This window comes from Streptomyces gottesmaniae (assembly GCF_031845845.1).
Classification (GTDB): domain Bacteria; phylum Actinomycetota; class Actinomycetes; order Streptomycetales; family Streptomycetaceae; genus Streptomyces; species Streptomyces akebiae.
The window spans coordinates 1-14,490 of record NZ_JAVRFJ010000039.1 but is presented as its reverse complement, the minus strand read 5'-3'; the positions used below and the strand labels follow the sequence as shown (position 1 = coordinate 14,490).

13 protein-coding genes are annotated in these 14,490 nt (G+C 68.7%); 8 read left to right on the top strand and 5 right to left on the bottom strand.

The window, feature by feature from the left end; genetic code table 11:
• Nucleotides 1-28 precede the first annotated feature (28 nt).
• Nucleotides 29-1,042, top strand: coding sequence for an aldo/keto reductase (locus RM704_RS34390; RefSeq protein WP_033527279.1), 1,014 nt, complete (start codon nt 29-31; stop codon nt 1,040-1,042).
• Nucleotides 1,043-1,179: 137 nt separating this feature from the next.
• Here the strand turns inward: RM704_RS34390 and RM704_RS34385 are convergent, their stop codons facing one another.
• The 3 genes from RM704_RS34385 to RM704_RS34375 all read right to left on the bottom strand — a co-directional run bounded on the left by RM704_RS34385 (nt 1,180) and on the right by RM704_RS34375 (nt 4,096).
• Entirely contained in the window at nt 1,180-2,040 is an 861-nt protein-coding gene (locus tag RM704_RS34385; RefSeq protein ID WP_033527280.1) for a DUF4429 domain-containing protein, read from the bottom strand.
• A gap of 75 nt (nt 2,041-2,115) precedes the next feature.
• Nucleotides 2,116-3,324 (bottom strand): alpha/beta hydrolase, encoded by a 1,209-nt coding sequence (locus RM704_RS34380; RefSeq protein WP_033527281.1) that lies wholly within the window; start codon nt 3,322-3,324, stop codon nt 2,116-2,118.
• Between the two features lie 124 nt (nt 3,325-3,448).
• Nucleotides 3,449-4,096: a TetR family transcriptional regulator gene (locus RM704_RS34375; protein ID WP_033527282.1), complete on the bottom strand. Its 648-nt coding sequence runs from the start codon at nt 4,094-4,096 to the stop codon at nt 3,449-3,451.
• 96 nt (nt 4,097-4,192) lie between these two features.
• Here RM704_RS34375 and RM704_RS34370 point away from each other — a divergent pair, with 96 nt between their 5' ends.
• Both RM704_RS34370 and RM704_RS34365 read left to right on the top strand, forming a co-directional pair.
• Nucleotides 4,193-5,818 carry an MFS transporter gene (locus RM704_RS34370; protein ID WP_033527283.1) on the top strand — a complete coding sequence of 542 codons (1,626 nt, stop codon included), beginning with the start codon at nt 4,193-4,195 and terminating at the stop codon, nt 5,816-5,818.
• A 287-nt stretch (nt 5,819-6,105) separates the two neighbouring features.
• Nucleotides 6,106-6,411 (top strand): hypothetical protein, encoded by a 306-nt coding sequence (locus RM704_RS34365; RefSeq protein WP_033527284.1) that lies wholly within the window; start codon nt 6,106-6,108, stop codon nt 6,409-6,411.
• A 157-nt stretch (nt 6,412-6,568) separates the two neighbouring features.
• Here RM704_RS34365 and RM704_RS34360 read toward each other — a convergent pair whose 3' ends face one another.
• Entirely contained in the window at nt 6,569-7,336 is a 768-nt protein-coding gene (locus RM704_RS34360) for a potassium channel family protein (protein WP_033527285.1), read from the bottom strand.
• A 72-nt stretch (nt 7,337-7,408) separates the two neighbouring features.
• Nucleotides 7,409-10,156: a pyruvate dehydrogenase (acetyl-transferring), homodimeric type gene (aceE, locus tag RM704_RS34355; RefSeq protein ID WP_033527286.1), complete on the bottom strand. Its 2,748-nt coding sequence runs from the start codon at nt 10,154-10,156 to the stop codon at nt 7,409-7,411.
• 423 nt (nt 10,157-10,579) lie between these two features.
• Here aceE and RM704_RS34350 point away from each other — a divergent pair, with 423 nt between their 5' ends.
• The 5 genes from RM704_RS34350 to RM704_RS34330 all read left to right on the top strand — a co-directional run bounded on the left by RM704_RS34350 (nt 10,580) and on the right by RM704_RS34330 (nt 14,383).
• Nucleotides 10,580-11,020, top strand: a complete 441-nt coding sequence (locus tag RM704_RS34350) for a DUF3052 domain-containing protein (RefSeq protein WP_033527287.1) — start codon at nt 10,580-10,582, stop codon at nt 11,018-11,020.
• A 199-nt stretch (nt 11,021-11,219) separates the two neighbouring features.
• Entirely contained in the window at nt 11,220-11,678 is a 459-nt protein-coding gene (locus RM704_RS34345) for a peroxiredoxin (protein ID WP_033527288.1), read from the top strand.
• A 113-nt stretch (nt 11,679-11,791) separates the two neighbouring features.
• Entirely contained in the window at nt 11,792-12,367 is a 576-nt protein-coding gene (locus RM704_RS34340) for a calcium homeostasis/redox stress adaptation protein (protein ID WP_033527289.1), read from the top strand.
• A 169-nt stretch (nt 12,368-12,536) separates the two neighbouring features.
• Nucleotides 12,537-13,112 carry a TerD family protein gene (locus RM704_RS34335; RefSeq protein WP_033527290.1) on the top strand — a complete coding sequence of 192 codons (576 nt, stop codon included), beginning with the start codon at nt 12,537-12,539 and terminating at the stop codon, nt 13,110-13,112.
• A gap of 125 nt (nt 13,113-13,237) precedes the next feature.
• On the top strand, nt 13,238-14,383 hold the full coding sequence (locus RM704_RS34330) for a DUF475 domain-containing protein (RefSeq protein ID WP_033527291.1): 1,146 nt from the start codon (nt 13,238-13,240) through the stop codon (nt 14,381-14,383).
• Nucleotides 14,384-14,490: the final 107 nt, after the last annotated feature.

The following is a 14,490-nucleotide window of genomic DNA, read 5'->3' as shown; positions in this document are numbered from 1 at the left end:
GCCGGGGTATCCACGAAGGAGACCACCGATGACGAACGGCAGGATCGCCAAGGCACGGCTGGGCGCCGACGGCCCCGAGGTCGGAATGCAGGGCCTCGGCTGCATGGGCATGAGCTTCGCGTACGGCCCCTCGGACGCGGCGGAGTCCAGGGCCACCCTGGAGCGCGCGCTGGAACTGGGCGTCACGCTGTACGACACGGCCCACGCGTACGGCGCCGGGGAGAACGAGAGGTTCCTGTCCCCCTTCTTCAAGGCGCACCGGGACGAGGTCGTGGTCGCCACCAAGTTCGGTCTGGCCATCGACCCCGACGACCCGACGAAACGGATCATCCGCAACGACGCCGCCCACATCCGGGAGTCCGTCGAGGGAAGCCTGCGCCGTCTCGACGTCGACGTGATCGACCTCTACTACATGCACCGCCGCGACGTGGGCGTGCCCATCGAGGAGACCGTCGGCGTCATGGCCGATCTGGTCCGCGAGGGCAAGGTGAAGCAGCTGGGCCTGAGCGAGGTCACGGCCGCCGAACTCCGCGCCGCGCACACCGTGCACCCCATCGCCGCCCTGCAGTCCGAGTGGTCGCTCTTCAGCCGTGACATCGAGGCGAACGTGGTCCCCGCGGCCCGTGAGCTCGACGTCACCCTCGTCGCCTACTCCCCGCTCGGTCGCGGCTTCCTCACCGGCTCCTTCGCCAAGGCCGAAGACCTCACCGCCGACGACTTCCGTCGTCAGCAGCCCCGCTTCACCGGCGACAACGCAGCCGCCAACGCGGCCCTCCTGGACCCCGTCCGCAAGGTCGCCGAGGCCCACGGCGCCACCCTCGGCCAGACGGCCCTGGCCTGGGTCCACCGGCAGGCCGCCGTGCACGGCCTGCCGGTCGTCCCGATCCCGGGCACCCGCAAGCCGGCGAGGGTGGAGGAGAACGTGGCGGCGACGGGCATCGTCCTGGGCGAGGAGGACATGGCCCTCCTGGAACCGATCGCGGCCGAGGTCGCGGGCGACCGCTACGCGGACATGCGCTTCACCTCGGCGGGCAGGGAGTAGGGCCGACTTCTCGGGCGGGGGTACCGCAGTGCGCTCAGGGGCGCGGGGCTGTGTCGATTTGCGGCTCCGCCGCGTGGGCGCGATCAGCCACGACGCACCGTCACTGCTCCACGGAACTCCCCACGAACGGCGCATGGCTAAAGCTCAGCCAGCAACTCCGCCTTCTTCACACTGAACTCCTCATCAGTGACCAGCCCCGCCTCGTGCAACTCCCCGAGGTGCCGGATCCGGTCGGCGATGTCGGCCGGATCCCGCCGGGCCCCCGCGTCGGAGGGTGCCACCCCGGCGCCCGCACCCCCTGCGGAGCGCACCGCGGCGAGGACCGCGGCAGCGAACGGCAACGACTCGTGGACCGGCCCGTACCCGAGCCCGAACACGACCGCGGCCGGATCATGGTCCGGCTGAGCCGGCCGCTCCCCGGACGCGTCGCGGCGCAGCAGCCGCAGGTACCCCTCGAACAGCTCCGGCGACCGCCACTCGACCCCACCGAGCGCACTCACCGGAAAACTCTGGTCCCCGGCCTTCCACTTCGCCGACGACGCGCCCGTCCAGAACCATCGGAACGACACCGACCGCCCGTCGAACGACGCCTTGCCGTCGTACGCCTTGAACTGCAGCGGCACCTCCGGAGCCGCCACCAGGAAGCGGTCGACGGGATCCGACCCGGTCAGCCGGGCCCGCAGTTCGTCGGCGTAGTACTCCGCGAGCGTCTCCCGTTCGGCCGGCAGCACCAGCCGGTACGGGTCGGAGCCCTCCTTGAGCTGGTCGGCCGCCGCCTCCATCAGCGGATCGGCGCCCGGTCGCGGGACGGCACGCAGTACGACGGTGCCCCGCTTCCCGGGTGTCAGTGAAACCCCCGCGATCGCCTCCAGGGGGATGCGCCGCTCACCGAGCGCCTGGAAGAGCTTCGGCGTGCGGATCCCCCGTTCGAAGCGGATGAGCACGGAGTCGGACTCGAACTCCCAGGCGGCATGAAATCCGGCCAGTACGTCACCCATGCGGCTCATCGTATGCGGGTGACGCGGGGAAGTCCCGACCGAGGCGAACCGCACTTTTACCCTCCTCTACGCGCGTCAGGCCGCAGCGCTGTCGGACAGACCTGTCAGACACGCGTCGTTCTCCCGCGCGCACCGCACCGACTCGTACGCGCCGATGCCGATCTCGGCGAAGTTGTGGAGGCTCTCCGTGCCCGGCTCGAAGTAGCCGCTGTGCCCCCGGGCGTCGGCCGCCGACAGAATGCGCGCCCCGAACTCCGGGGAGACCGGGTCGGCGCCGTGGCCGAGCCCGCCGACCTCCAGGTAGGGCACGTCCTGGACCCAGTCGTCGGCGTCCCGCATGGCCCACACCCGGGCCGCCGTCCGCAGCTGGCCGACCGTCTCGGCACGCATGCCGGGGCTGCCCGCTACCGCGATGTCGGTGACCCGCGACGGCAGCGAGCGCGCGGCGACCCCGCACACCACGGAGCCGTAGCTGTGGCACACCAGCGCGACCGTGGAGTCGCCCGGCAGGTTCCGCACCAACGCGTTCAGCCGGACCGAGCCCTGTTCGGCCCGCAGCGCGGTCGCCGAGTCCAGGCCGAGGCCGTCGGGCGCGGTGTAGTCGGCCCAGGCGATGACGGCCGTACGCGTCCCGCGGCTCGCCGCGCGTTCAGCGTCGTAGAGCGATTCGGCCATGCCGACGGGGGCCGAGTACCGGCGGTTGGTGCGCTGGAAGTTGATCACGTTGGTGTCGACGCCGGGGACGACGACCGAGACGCGCTCGGCCTTGTCGAGGTTGCCGAAGACCTCGGCGACCCGGCCGTTGCCCTCGGGGTCGAAGGCGAGGATGTGCCGCTTCTGCACGGCCAGCATGTCGAAGCGGTGCATCCGGCGGCCGGCCTCGAACCGGCCGGTCTCGGAGAGTCGTTTGTCGTGCATGCGTTCGCGTTCGTGCCGGCTCTGCTGCTTCAGCGCGATGCGGTTGGCCCGGTAACGCAGTTGGACGGGCGCGCCGTTCATGTTGCCGACCGCGAGCGGGTAGCGGTGGACGAGCCGGGTGCGCTGCTGCGCGGTGAGCGAGGCGAAGAAGCCCGCGAGGCGGCGCGGGGGCGATTCGGCGTCCGGCAGTTCACGGCCGTCGAGGTGTCCGCTCTGCCACGCGGAGAGCGACGCCTGGAGCGGCGACTTCTCTCGGTGGCTGCGGATCGCGGTCCAACCGGTGGTCGCCAGCATCACGAAAACCACGGCCAGCGCCAGCACTGCGCGCCAGACGTTCAGTTGCGGGGAGGAGTCGAAGGAAGTCACTGAAAGGACACACTAAGAGAACGGAAGGGTCTCGCGTTAACCGAGTGAGGGGGATCACGTTTCGATCACGCCCCTTCCGTACGGTGCGCAGAGAAGCTCCCGGTGGCGTCTTCGTTGGCGTGTTTCAGTCAGTACGCCACTTTTCGGCCAGCGAGGGTCGCAGGGCGTCCAGGTGAGCGGCGGTCAGCTCGCGCATCGCCTCCATGCTGAGGTCGTCGCCCAGCGCCCACAGCCGCTCGGTGACGCGCATCACACCGGCGAACACCGCCACCGCCACGCGCGGCCGGGGGTCGCTCTCGTCGAGCCCCTCGCGCTCGGCGATGACCCGCTCGATCTGCCGCCCCATCTCGTCCGCCCGGCGCAGATGCGCGGCCAGCAGCGCGGGCGTCGACTCGACCATGCCGTACGCGCGCAGATGGAGGTCGAGCGGAACGACCTGCTCGACGACCGCGCCGAAGGCGTCCCAGCCCTCCAGGACGGCGTTGCGCATCGCCTCCAGCGGGGCCTCGTGCGCCGGCCGGGCGCGCATCGCCTCCAGGAAGTGCTCGTGGGTGAGGCTCATGAGCGCGAGCGCGGCCTCCTCCTTGCCCGCGAAGTAGCGGAAGAAGGTGCGCTGCGACACATCGACGGCCTCGGCGATCTCGTCGACCGTCGTCGCCTCGTAGCCCCGCGTCGTGAACAGTTCCAGAGCCGCCCGCAGCAGCGCGTCATGGGTGCGCTGCTTCTTGCGTTCGCGCAGCCCGGGCCGCTCCTGCGCCGCCGCCGTCTCCATGAACCCTCGTTTCCACCCGCCCCTGCGAGTGACGTGACAGTTACCGACTTGTGAACTCGTTTGTCAATTGTCAGTGGCTGTCATTAGCCTCGCCGCATGACTAGTCAGACCACTGTCGACAAGACGGGACCGGGGGACAAGGCGCCAGGCGTCCCGTCGGACCCGACGACGAACCAGGGCCGGGGCCTGCGCGGCCATCCCTGGTTCACCCTCCTCACCGTGGCCGTCGGCGTCATGATGGTCGCCCTCGACGGCACCATCGTGGCCATCGCCAACCCGGCCATCGCCAAGGATCTGGGTGCCACCTGGGCCGATGTCCAGTGGATCACCAACGCGTACTTCCTCGCCCTCGCCGTCACGCTCATCACCGCGGGCAAGCTGGGCGACCGCTTCGGCCACCGCCAGACCTTCCTGATAGGCGTGGTCGGCTTCGCCGCCGCCTCCGGGGCCATCGGCCTGTCGGACTCGGTCGCCTTCGTGGTGACCTTCCGTGTCTTCCAGGGCCTGTTCGGCGCGCTGCTGATGCCGGCCGCGCTCGGCCTGCTGCGTGCCACCTTCCCCGCCGAGAAGCTGAACATGGCGATCGGCATCTGGGGCATGGTCATCGGCGCCTCCACCGCGGGCGGCCCGATCCTCGGCGGCTTCCTCGTGGAGAACGTCAGCTGGCAGTCGGTGTTCTGGATCAACGTCCCGGTCGGCGTCCTCGCGGTGGCCCTGGGTGCCTGGATCCTGCTGGACCACCGCGCCGAGAACGCCCCGCGCTCCTTCGACGTCCTGGGCATCGTCCTGCTCTCCGGCGCCATGTTCTGCCTGGTCTGGGCGCTCATCAAGGCCCCGGAGTGGGGCTGGGGCGACGGCCAGACCTGGACCTTCCTGGTCGTCTCCGTCGTCGGCTTCGTCCTCTTCGCCTTCTGGGAGACGAAGGTGAAGGAGCCGCTCGTCCCGCTGGCCCTCTTCCGCTCCGTACCGCTCTCGGCGGGTGTCGTCCTGATGGTCCTGATGGCCATCGCCTTCATGGGCGGCCTGTTCTTCGTGACGTTCTACCTTCAGAACGTGCACGGCATGAGCCCCATCGACGCGGGTCTGCACCTGCTCCCGCTCACCGGCATGATGATCGTCGGCTCGCCGCTCGCCGGCGCGCTGATCACCAAGGCCGGACCGCGTATCCCGCTGGCGGGCGGCATGGCCCTCACCGCCATCGCCATGTACGGCATGTCGACGCTTCAGACCGACACCGGCAGCGCCGTGATGTCCCTCTGGTTCGCCCTCCTCGGCCTCGGCCTCGCCCCGGTGATGGTCGGCGCCACCGAGGTCATCGTCGGCAACGCGCCCCTGGAGCTGTCCGGGGTCGCGGGCGGTCTCCAGCAGGCCGCGATGCAGATCGGCGGCAGCCTCGGTACGGCCGTACTGGGCGCCGTGATGACGTCCAAGGTGGACAGCGACTTCGCGGGCAACTGGAAGGACGCCGGACTTCCGCCACTCGACGAGGCCCAGCTCGCCCAGGCCAAGCAGGCCGTCCAGCAGGGCGCCGCGCCGGTCGCCGAGGGCACTCCGGCGGAGATCGCCGCGAAGATCACCACGGTCGCGCACGACACGTTCATCTCCGGCATGAGCCTGGCGTCCCTCGTGGCCGCCGGGGTCGCCGCGGTCGCCGTCCTCGTGGCGTTCCTGACCAAGCGCGGCGTCAACGCCGAGGCCGGGGCCGGAGCGGCGCACATCTAACAGCTCCGCCACTGCTTCACGCGCGGGTTTCCGCCCGCGTTCGCCTATCAGGGTGACAACGCTAAAGATCGCTTCCACCCGGTACGCGCCGCAGGTCACAGTGGGTCAAGTCCTCCGCACGGCATGGTCGTTCGACCGCGGAGCGACCCGGGGGTCTGCGGCGCGCTGCCGGAGGGGGGCAGCGCGCGCAGCTCGGCTCCGCCGACCTTCCCTGGTTTCAACCACTCCGCAGGGGTACTCGCCACGTCGTACTCGAACTGACCGCGAGGTTCAGGGAGTTGTTGACTATGGCGGGCTTCGGACACGGTACGCGCAGGCACCCCCGATCACGTGGCCGGACGTGGTCACGGAGCGGGCCGGATCGCGCGACCCTCGGGATCATCGGAGTCATCTGCGCGATCGCCGGATTCTTCGTCCTGGGCATCGTCCTCGGACCTGTGGCGATCCTCTGCGGCTGGCTGGCCATGAACCGCACCTGGTCCGGCGCCCGCCCCGTCCCTGCGATCATCGCGGTCGTTCTGGGTGCCATCGACACCCTCCTGGCCATCATCTGGCTGTCGGGCGCGGCAGGGTCGGGAGTGGGTGTCTTCTGACCCGGGTCGCGCCGTAGGGGGGACGGGTTCGTTGCGGGGTGCGGGTGCGTGGGGCTTCTCGCGCACCCGCACCCCTGCTTTTCAGGGCGCGGGGAACTGCGCGACCAGCCCTCACCGGACCCGCACCCGACAACGCGCCCCATCCCCACCCCCACGGTCACCGGCGCCGCTCACGCACCCCCTCCGCGGACGCGGACACCGACTTCAACGACGCCACCTCCGCCCGCAACAACCGAACCTCCTCGGCCAGTTCGGTTATCGCGGCCGTCTGCCGCCGCTCCTCCGCGTCGTCCTTCTCGAACCGCGCTATGAACCACGCCGCGATGTTCGCGGTCACCACACCCAGCAGGGCGATCCCGGACAGCATCAGCCCGACCGCCAGCACCCGCCCCAGCCCGGTCGTGGGCGCGTGGTCCCCGTACCCCACGGTCGTCATCGTCGTGAACGACCACCACACCGCGTCGTCCAGCGTCTCGATGTTCCCGTCGGGAGCGTCCCGTTCCACGGACAGCACCGCCAGCGACCCGAACATCAGCAGCCCGACGACCGCCCCGCCGACATACGTGGTGAGCCTTATCTGCGAGGCCATCCGCGCCCGCTGCCCCACCAGCAGCAGCGTCGCCACCACCCGCAGCAGCCGCAGCGGCTGGATCATGGGCAGCACCACGGCCGCCAGGTCCAGCCACCGCGACCGTACGAACTCCCACCGCCGCTCCGCGAGGAGGAGCCGGATGAGGTAGTCGAGGGCGAACGCGCTCCACACCCCCCACTCGGCGACCTCGCACCACCACTGCACCTCGTCGCTCGCGTCCGGCCGGACGATCGGCACGGCGTACGCGACGGCGAACACCAGGGCCAGGCCGAGCAGGGGCCGCTGGGTGCGCTGTTCCCAGTGGAGCTGTGCCGATACCGATCGCTGCTTCATGGCGGCATCGTAGGAAACGTGAAGGGGTGGTGAACCCACCGGTTCACCACCCCTTGACACAGGGACCGAATGCTAGGCGTCGCCGCCGGCGGCTCCCGGGTCCGCCGCGGCCACGTCGAGCAGCTGGTAGCGGTCGATGGCCTGCTTCAGCACCGAGCGGTCGACCTTGCCCTCACGCGCCAGCTCGGTCAGCACCGCGACCACGATCGACTGCGCGTCGATGTGGAAGAAGCGCCGGGCCGCGCCCCGGGTGTCCGCGAAGCCGAAGCCGTCCGCACCCAGCGACTGGTACGTGCCCGGCACCCAGCGCGAGATCTGGTCCGGCACCGACCGCATCCAGTCCGAGACGGCCACGAAGGGCCCCTCGGCGCCGCTCAGCTTCTTCGTCACGTACGGGACCTGCTGCTCCTCCTCGGGGTGCAGCAGGTTGTGCCGCTCCACCTCGACCGCCTCGCGGCGCAGCTCGTTCCAGGAGGTCGCCGACCAGACGTCCGCCTTGACGTTCCAGTCGGCGGCGAGGATCGCCTGCGCCTCGACCGCCCACGGCACCGCGACACCGGAGGCGATGATCTGCGCGGGGACGGAGCCCGCCTCGCCGGCCCGGTAGCGGTGGATGCCCTTGAGGATGCCCTCGACGTCCACGTCCGCCGGCTCGGCCGGGTGCTGGATGGGCTCGTTGTAGACGGTGAGGTAGTAGAAGACGTCCTCGCCCGGCTTGCCGTCCGCGGTCTCGCCGTACATCCGGCGCAGACCGTCCTTCACGATGTGCGCGATCTCGTACCCGAACGCGGGGTCGTACGCGACACAGCCCGGGTTGGTGGACGCCAGCAGTTGCGAGTGCCCGTCCGCGTGCTGCAGACCCTCGCCGGTCAGAGTCGTACGCCCGGCGGTCGCGCCCAGGACGAAACCGCGTGCCAGCTGGTCGGACATCTGCCAGAACTGGTCACCGGTGCGCTGGAAACCGAACATCGAGTAGAAGACGTAGACCGGGATGAGCGGCTCGCCGTGCGTGGCGTAGGCCGAACCGGCGGCGATCAGCGACGCCGTGCAGCCCGCCTCCGAGATGCCGTCGTGCAGCATCTGCCCGGTCGGGGACTCCTTGTACGCGAGCAGCAGATCGCGGTCGACCGCCTCGTACTGCTGGCCGAGCGGGTTGTAGATCTTCGCGCTCGGGAAGAACGAGTCCATGCCGAAGGTGCGGTACTCGTCGGGCGCGATCAGCACGAAGCGCTTGCCGATCTCCTTGTCCCGCATGAGGTCCTTCAGGAGCCGGACGAACGCCATGGTCGTGGCGATCGACTGCTGACCGGACCCCTTCTTCACAGTCGCGTACGTCTTGTCGTCCGGCAGGGCCAGCGGCTTCGCCCGCACCACCCGGGTCGGCACGTACCCGCCGAGCGCCTTGCGGCGGTCGTGCATGTACTGGATCTCCTCGGAGTCCCGCCCGGGGTGGTAGTACGGCGGAGCCCCGCTCTCCAGCTCCTTGTCGGAGATCGGCAGGTGCAGCCGGTCACGGAAGCGCTTGAGGTCGTCGACCGTCAGCTTCTTCATCTGGTGCGTGGCGTTGCGGCCCTCGAAGTTCGGCCCCAGGGTCCAGCCCTTGACCGTCTTCGCCAGGATGACCGTCGGCTGGCCCTTGTGCTCGTAGGCCGCCTTGTACGCCGCGTAGATCTTGCGGTGGTCGTGACCGCCGCGGCCCAGGTGCAGGATCTGGTCGTCGGTCATGTTCTCGACCATCGCGCGCAGCCGGTGGTCGTCACCGAAGAAGTGGTCGCGGATGTACGCGCCGGTCTCGGTGGCGTACGTCTGGTACTGGCCGTCCGGCGTGGTGTTCATCCGGTTGACCAGCACACCGTCGCGGTCCTGCGCGAGCAGCGGGTCCCAGGAGCGGTCCCAGACCAGCTTGATCACGTTCCAGCCGGCGCCCCGGAAGACCGACTCCAGCTCCTGGATGACCTTGCCGTTGCCGCGCACCGGGCCGTCGAGGCGCTGGAGGTTGCAGTTCACCACGAAGGTCAGGTTGTCGAGGCCCTCACGGGCGGCGATCGTGAGCTGGCCGAGCGACTCCGGCTCGTCCATCTCGCCGTCACCGAGGAACGCCCAGACATGCGACTTGGAGGTGTCCGCGACACCGCGCGCCTCCATGTACCGGTTCATCCGCGCCTGGAAGATCGCGCCCAGCGGGCCGAGGCCCATGGACACGGTCGGGAACTCCCAGAAGTCCGGCATCAGGCGCGGGTGCGGGTAGCTGGAGAGCCCGTACGGCGCCTTGGACTTCTCCTGGCGGAACGCGTCCAGCTGCCGGTTGTCGAGCCGGTCCAGCAGATAGGCGCGGGCGTAGATGCCCGGGGAGGCATGACCCTGGAAGAAGATCTGGTCGCCGCCGTCGCCCTCGTCCTTGCCGCGGAAGAAGTGGTTGAAGCCCACGTCGTAGAGGGAGGCGGAGGACGCGAAGGTCGCGATGTGACCGCCGACGCCGATCCCGGGCCGCTGGGCGCGCGAGACCATCACGGCGGCGTTCCAGCGGGTCGCGTTGAGGATCTTCCGCTCGATCTCCTCGTTGCCGGGGAAGAACGGCTCGGCCTTGGTCGGGATGGTGTTGACGTAGTCCGTGCTCCGCATCTCGGGCACGGCCACGCGCTTCTCGCGGGCCCGCTCGATGAGCCGGAGCATCAGGTAGCGCGCGCGCTCACGGCCGCGCTCGTCCACGGCGGCGTCGAGCGAGTCGAGCCACTCCTGGGTCTCCTCGGGATCGAAGTCAGGGACCTGACTCGGAAGGCCGCCAATGATGATCGGATTGCGATCGGATCCGGAAGCCACGCTGTTCCTTAGCTGTCAGAGGGCCGCTCTTCAGTGGTTCTGCAGGGGTTCTTCAGGAGGTTCTCTGGTTGCCTGCACCGTCCCCCATCGTGTACCTCGGGGACGCAAACGTCATCTCTACCGAGAGGTAACCAGGGCGATTACCCGCTCGACAAAGGTAGTAAAGGTATTCGATGCTCGTACCCCCGGATGGTTGCCGAATGCGCAAAACGGGCAGAACGGTGTGGCGTGCGTCACGGGAGGCTGTGAATCCGCGTAGAGAGTTGCGGTGACACAGCCCGGATCGTCACCGTTTCGGCGGTCTCGAAGGCTGGGTACTTGCGCGATCCGTCCCGCCCGTGTGGACTACGGCCAATGCTTCGCGCACGCGCGTGGCTCATTCCCAGGGGGCGACCCCACTCGAACATGATCAGGAGGCAACCCGTGAGCGCGACCGCGGACCACGCGGAGGAGCGGACGAACCCTGCCGCGAGGCTGGGGTTCCAGCCCGAGCAGGTGGTCCAGGAGATCGGCTACGACGACGATGTCGACCAGGAGCTCCGCGAGTCCATCGAGGAAGTCGTAGGCAGTGAGCTCGTCGACGAGGACTACGACGACGTGGCCGATGCCGTCGTGCTGTGGTTCCGAGACGACGACGGCGACCTGACGGATGTGCTGGTGGACGCCACCACGTACATCGAGGAAGGTGGCTCGATCCTGCTGCTGACGCCCAAGACCGGGCGCGACGGCTATGTGGAGCCCAGCGACATTTCGGAGGCCGCGACGACCGCGGGGTTGTCCGCGTCGAAGAGTGTCAGCGTGGGCAAGGACTGGAGCGGCAGCCGGCTGGTCACACCGAAGGCGGCGAAGTCCGGCAAGAGGTGACATGACGCTGCCGCTTTGGTTCGGCAGGTTCGCCTGAGAGCTCGGTGGGTTCCGCGCGTCGGCGACCGCAGCCGGTCGTGACTCGTCACGCAGTTCCCCACCCCCTGGAGGGGGCCCCTTCGGGCCGCCCTCCAGGGGTTTGTCGTCTGTTGCGTAGGCTGGGTCACCCGAACAGTCCATGAAGGGACCCAGGTAGATCATGGCGATCCAGGTCGGTGACAAGGCCCCCGACTTCGAGCTCAAGGACAATCACGGCGCCACCGTGAAGCTCTCGGACTTCCGCGGCGAGAAGAACGTGGTGGTGCTCTTCTACCCCTTCGCGTTCACCGGGGTGTGCACGGGCGAGCTGTGCGAGCTGCGGGACAACCTCCCGAAGTTCGTCAACGACGACGTGCAGCTGCTGGCCGTGTCGAACGACTCGATCCACACGCTGCGGGTCTTCGCCGAGCAGGAGGGTCTGGAGTACCCGCTGCTGTCGGACTTCTGGCCGCACGGCGAGGTCTCCCGGGCGTACGGCGTGTTCGACGCCGACAAGGGCTGCGCGGTGCGCGGCACCTTCATCGTCGACAAGGAGGGCCTCGTCCGCTGGTCGGTCGTCAACGCCCTGCCCGACGCCCGCGACCTGAACGAGTACCTCGCGGCCCTCGACACCTTGTGATTCTTCGGTTCCACACCCTGCGGGGAACGGGAACCCGTCACTAGGATCGACACGTTGATCCGACACCAACGCACGACGGGGCTCCCCGCCCCTGAAACCAAACGGAGGACTTCGTGGGAGTCAGCCTCAGCAAGGGCGGCAACGTATCGCTGACCAAGGAGGCGCCGGGCCTGACCGCGGTCATCGTGGGTCTGGGGTGGGACATCCGCACCACGACCGGCACCGACTTCGACCTGGACGCCAGCGCCCTGCTGCTGGACTCGTCGGGCAAGGTCAGCAGCGACGCCAACTTCATCTTCTTCAACAACCTGAAGAGCCCCGACGGCTCGGTCGAGCACACCGGCGACAACCTCACCGGTGAGGGCGAGGGCGACGACGAGCAGATCAAGGTCAACCTCGCGACCGTCCCGGCCGAGATCGAGAAGATCGTCTTCCCGGTCTCCATCTACGACGCCGAGAACCGTCAGCAGTCCTTCGGCCAGGTCCGCAACGCCTTCATCCGCGTGGTGAACCAGGCGGGCGAGGCGGAGATCGCCCGCTACGACCTCTCCGAGGACGCCTCCACCGAGACCGCCATGGTCTTCGGTGAGCTCTACCGGCACGGGGCCGAGTGGAAGTTCCGCGCCATCGGCCAGGGCTACGCCTCGGGCCTGCGCGGTATCGCCCAGGACTTCGGTGTGAACGTCTGAGTCACGGGGGAGGACCCCCGTGCATCACCGACTCACCACGTCCGGCGCCGCTGTCGACACCGACCGCGGCGCCGGACGCGCTCGTACGACGAGGGCGGGCCGCCCTCGTCGTACGGAACAACTGAACAGTTGAGCCACTGAAGCTCGAAAATCGGGGAGGACCAGCACCATGGGCGTCACACTCGCCAAGGGAGGCAATGTCTCCCTCTCCAAGGCCGCGCCGAACCTCACACAAGTGTTGGTCGGACTCGGCTGGGACGTCCGGACCACCACCGGAGCCCCCTTCGACCTCGACGCCAGCGCGCTGCTGTGCCAGGGCGGCAGGGTGCTGGGGGACGAGTGGTTCGTCTTCTACAACAACCTCAAGAGCCCGGACGGCTCGGTCGAGCACACCGGCGACAACCTCACCGGTGAGGGCGACGGCGACGACGAGTCGCTGATCATCGACCTCTCCCGGGTGCCGGCCACCGTCGACAAGATCGTCTTTCCGGTCTCCATCCACGACGCCGAGAACCGCGGCCAGGCCTTCGGGCAGGTCAGCAACGCCTTCATCCGCGTGGTCAACCAGGCCGACGGCCAGGAACTCGCCCGCTACGACCTGTCCGAGGACGCCTCCACCGAGACCGCGATGATCTTCGGCGAGGTCTACCGCTACGGCGGGGAGTGGAAGTTCCGCGCCGTGGGACAGGGGTACGCGTCCGGCCTGCGGGGCATCGCACTCGACTTCGGGGTGAACGTCTCGTAGCGCGATATGCGCAAAAGCCGGGGCCGTGTGGGGTGCGAGGGGTACCCGACTAGACTTCGGGTTCAAAGTTTCGTAAAGCCGCGCGCGGCGCGGGGGAACCCCGTACACACACGATTGGGTAGCCAGTGGTTCTGAAAACCTTCGGCTGGTCGTTCGCGGTCACCGCGCTCGGCTTGGTAGCAGCTGTTCTCTACGGAGGATGGGCGGCGTTCGGCATCGTCGCCATCCTGTCCGTCCTGGAGATCTCGCTGTCGTTCGACAACGCGGTGGTCAACGCCGGGATCCTGAAGAAGATGAATGCCTTCTGGCAGAAGATCTTCCTCACCATCGGCATCCTGATCGCCGTCTTCGGTATGCGGCTGGTCTTCCCCGTCGTCATCGTCGCCATCAGCGCCCAGATGGGTCCGATCGAGGCCGTCGATCTGGCCCTCACGGACAAGGACCAGTACGAGCAGTACGTGACCGACGCCCATCCGTCGATCGCGGCCTTCGGCGGTATGTTCCTGCTGATGATCTTCCTGGACTTCATCTTCGAGGACCGGGACATCAAGTGGCTGGGCTGGCTGGAGCGCCCGCTGTCCAAGCTCGGCAAGATCGACATGCTGTCGGCCTGCATCGCGATGATCGTCCTGCTGATCACCTCGATGACCTTCGCGACACAGGCCCACCAGCACGGCGGTGCCCACGTCGACAAGGCGCAGACCGTTCTGATCTCCGGTCTCGCGGGCCTCATCACGTATCTCGTCGTCGGCGGTCTCTCCGGCTTCTTCGAGAACAAGCTGGAGGAAGAGGAGGAGCGCGAGCACGAGGCGGAGGAAGCGGCGGAGCGCGAGGGCAAGCCGCGTTCGGCCGTGGCCCTCGCGGGCAAGGCCGCGTTCTTCATGTTCCTCTACCTGGAGGTCCTGGACGCGTCCTTCTCCTTCGACGGTGTCATCGGCGCCTTCGCCATCACCAACGACATCGTCCTGATGGCGCTGGGCCTCGGTATCGGCGCGATGTACGTCCGGTCGCTGACCGTCTACCTGGTCCGCCAGGGCACCCTCGACGACTACGTCTACCTGGAGCACGGCGCGCACTACGCGATCGGTGCCCTCGCCGCGATTCTCCTCATCACCATCCAGTACGAGATCAACGAGTTCATCACCGGTTCCATCGGTGTCATCCTGATCGGCTGGTCCTTCTGGTCCTCCGTCCGCCGCAACCGGGCGCTGGCGGCCGCAGAGGGAAAAGCTGACGCCGCCGACAAGGCGGAGGTCTCCTCGGGGGTGTGACCACCCGTGAGGTGAGGGCAGGCTCTGGGCGGGGCGGCCGACGAGGATGCGTGCTCGTCGGCCGGCCCGGTGGTGGGTGACGGGTCGAGTCGGGCGTTGTGGGGGGG

Excerpts from the sequence above, each read along its gene's own strand:
- RM704_RS34365 (WP_033527284.1), top strand. The coding sequence starts at position 6,106 with ATGGCGGGCTTCGGACACGGTACGCGCAGGCACCCCCGATCACGTGGC.
- RM704_RS34390 (WP_033527279.1), top strand. The coding sequence starts at position 29 with ATGACGAACGGCAGGATCGCCAAGGCACGGCTGGGCGCCGACGGCCCC.
- RM704_RS34345 (WP_033527288.1), top strand. The coding sequence starts at position 11,220 with ATGGCGATCCAGGTCGGTGACAAGGCCCCCGACTTCGAGCTCAAGGAC.
- RM704_RS34335 (WP_033527290.1), top strand. The coding sequence starts at position 12,537 with ATGGGCGTCACACTCGCCAAGGGAGGCAATGTCTCCCTCTCCAAGGCC.
- RM704_RS34385 (WP_033527280.1), bottom strand. The coding sequence starts at position 2,040 with ATGGGTGACGTACTGGCCGGATTTCATGCCGCCTGGGAGTTCGAGTCC.
- RM704_RS34370 (WP_033527283.1), top strand. The coding sequence starts at position 4,193 with ATGACTAGTCAGACCACTGTCGACAAGACGGGACCGGGGGACAAGGCG.
- RM704_RS34375 (WP_033527282.1), bottom strand. The coding sequence starts at position 4,096 with ATGGAGACGGCGGCGGCGCAGGAGCGGCCCGGGCTGCGCGAACGCAAG.
- RM704_RS34360 (WP_033527285.1), bottom strand. The coding sequence starts at position 7,336 with ATGAAGCAGCGATCGGTATCGGCACAGCTCCACTGGGAACAGCGCACC.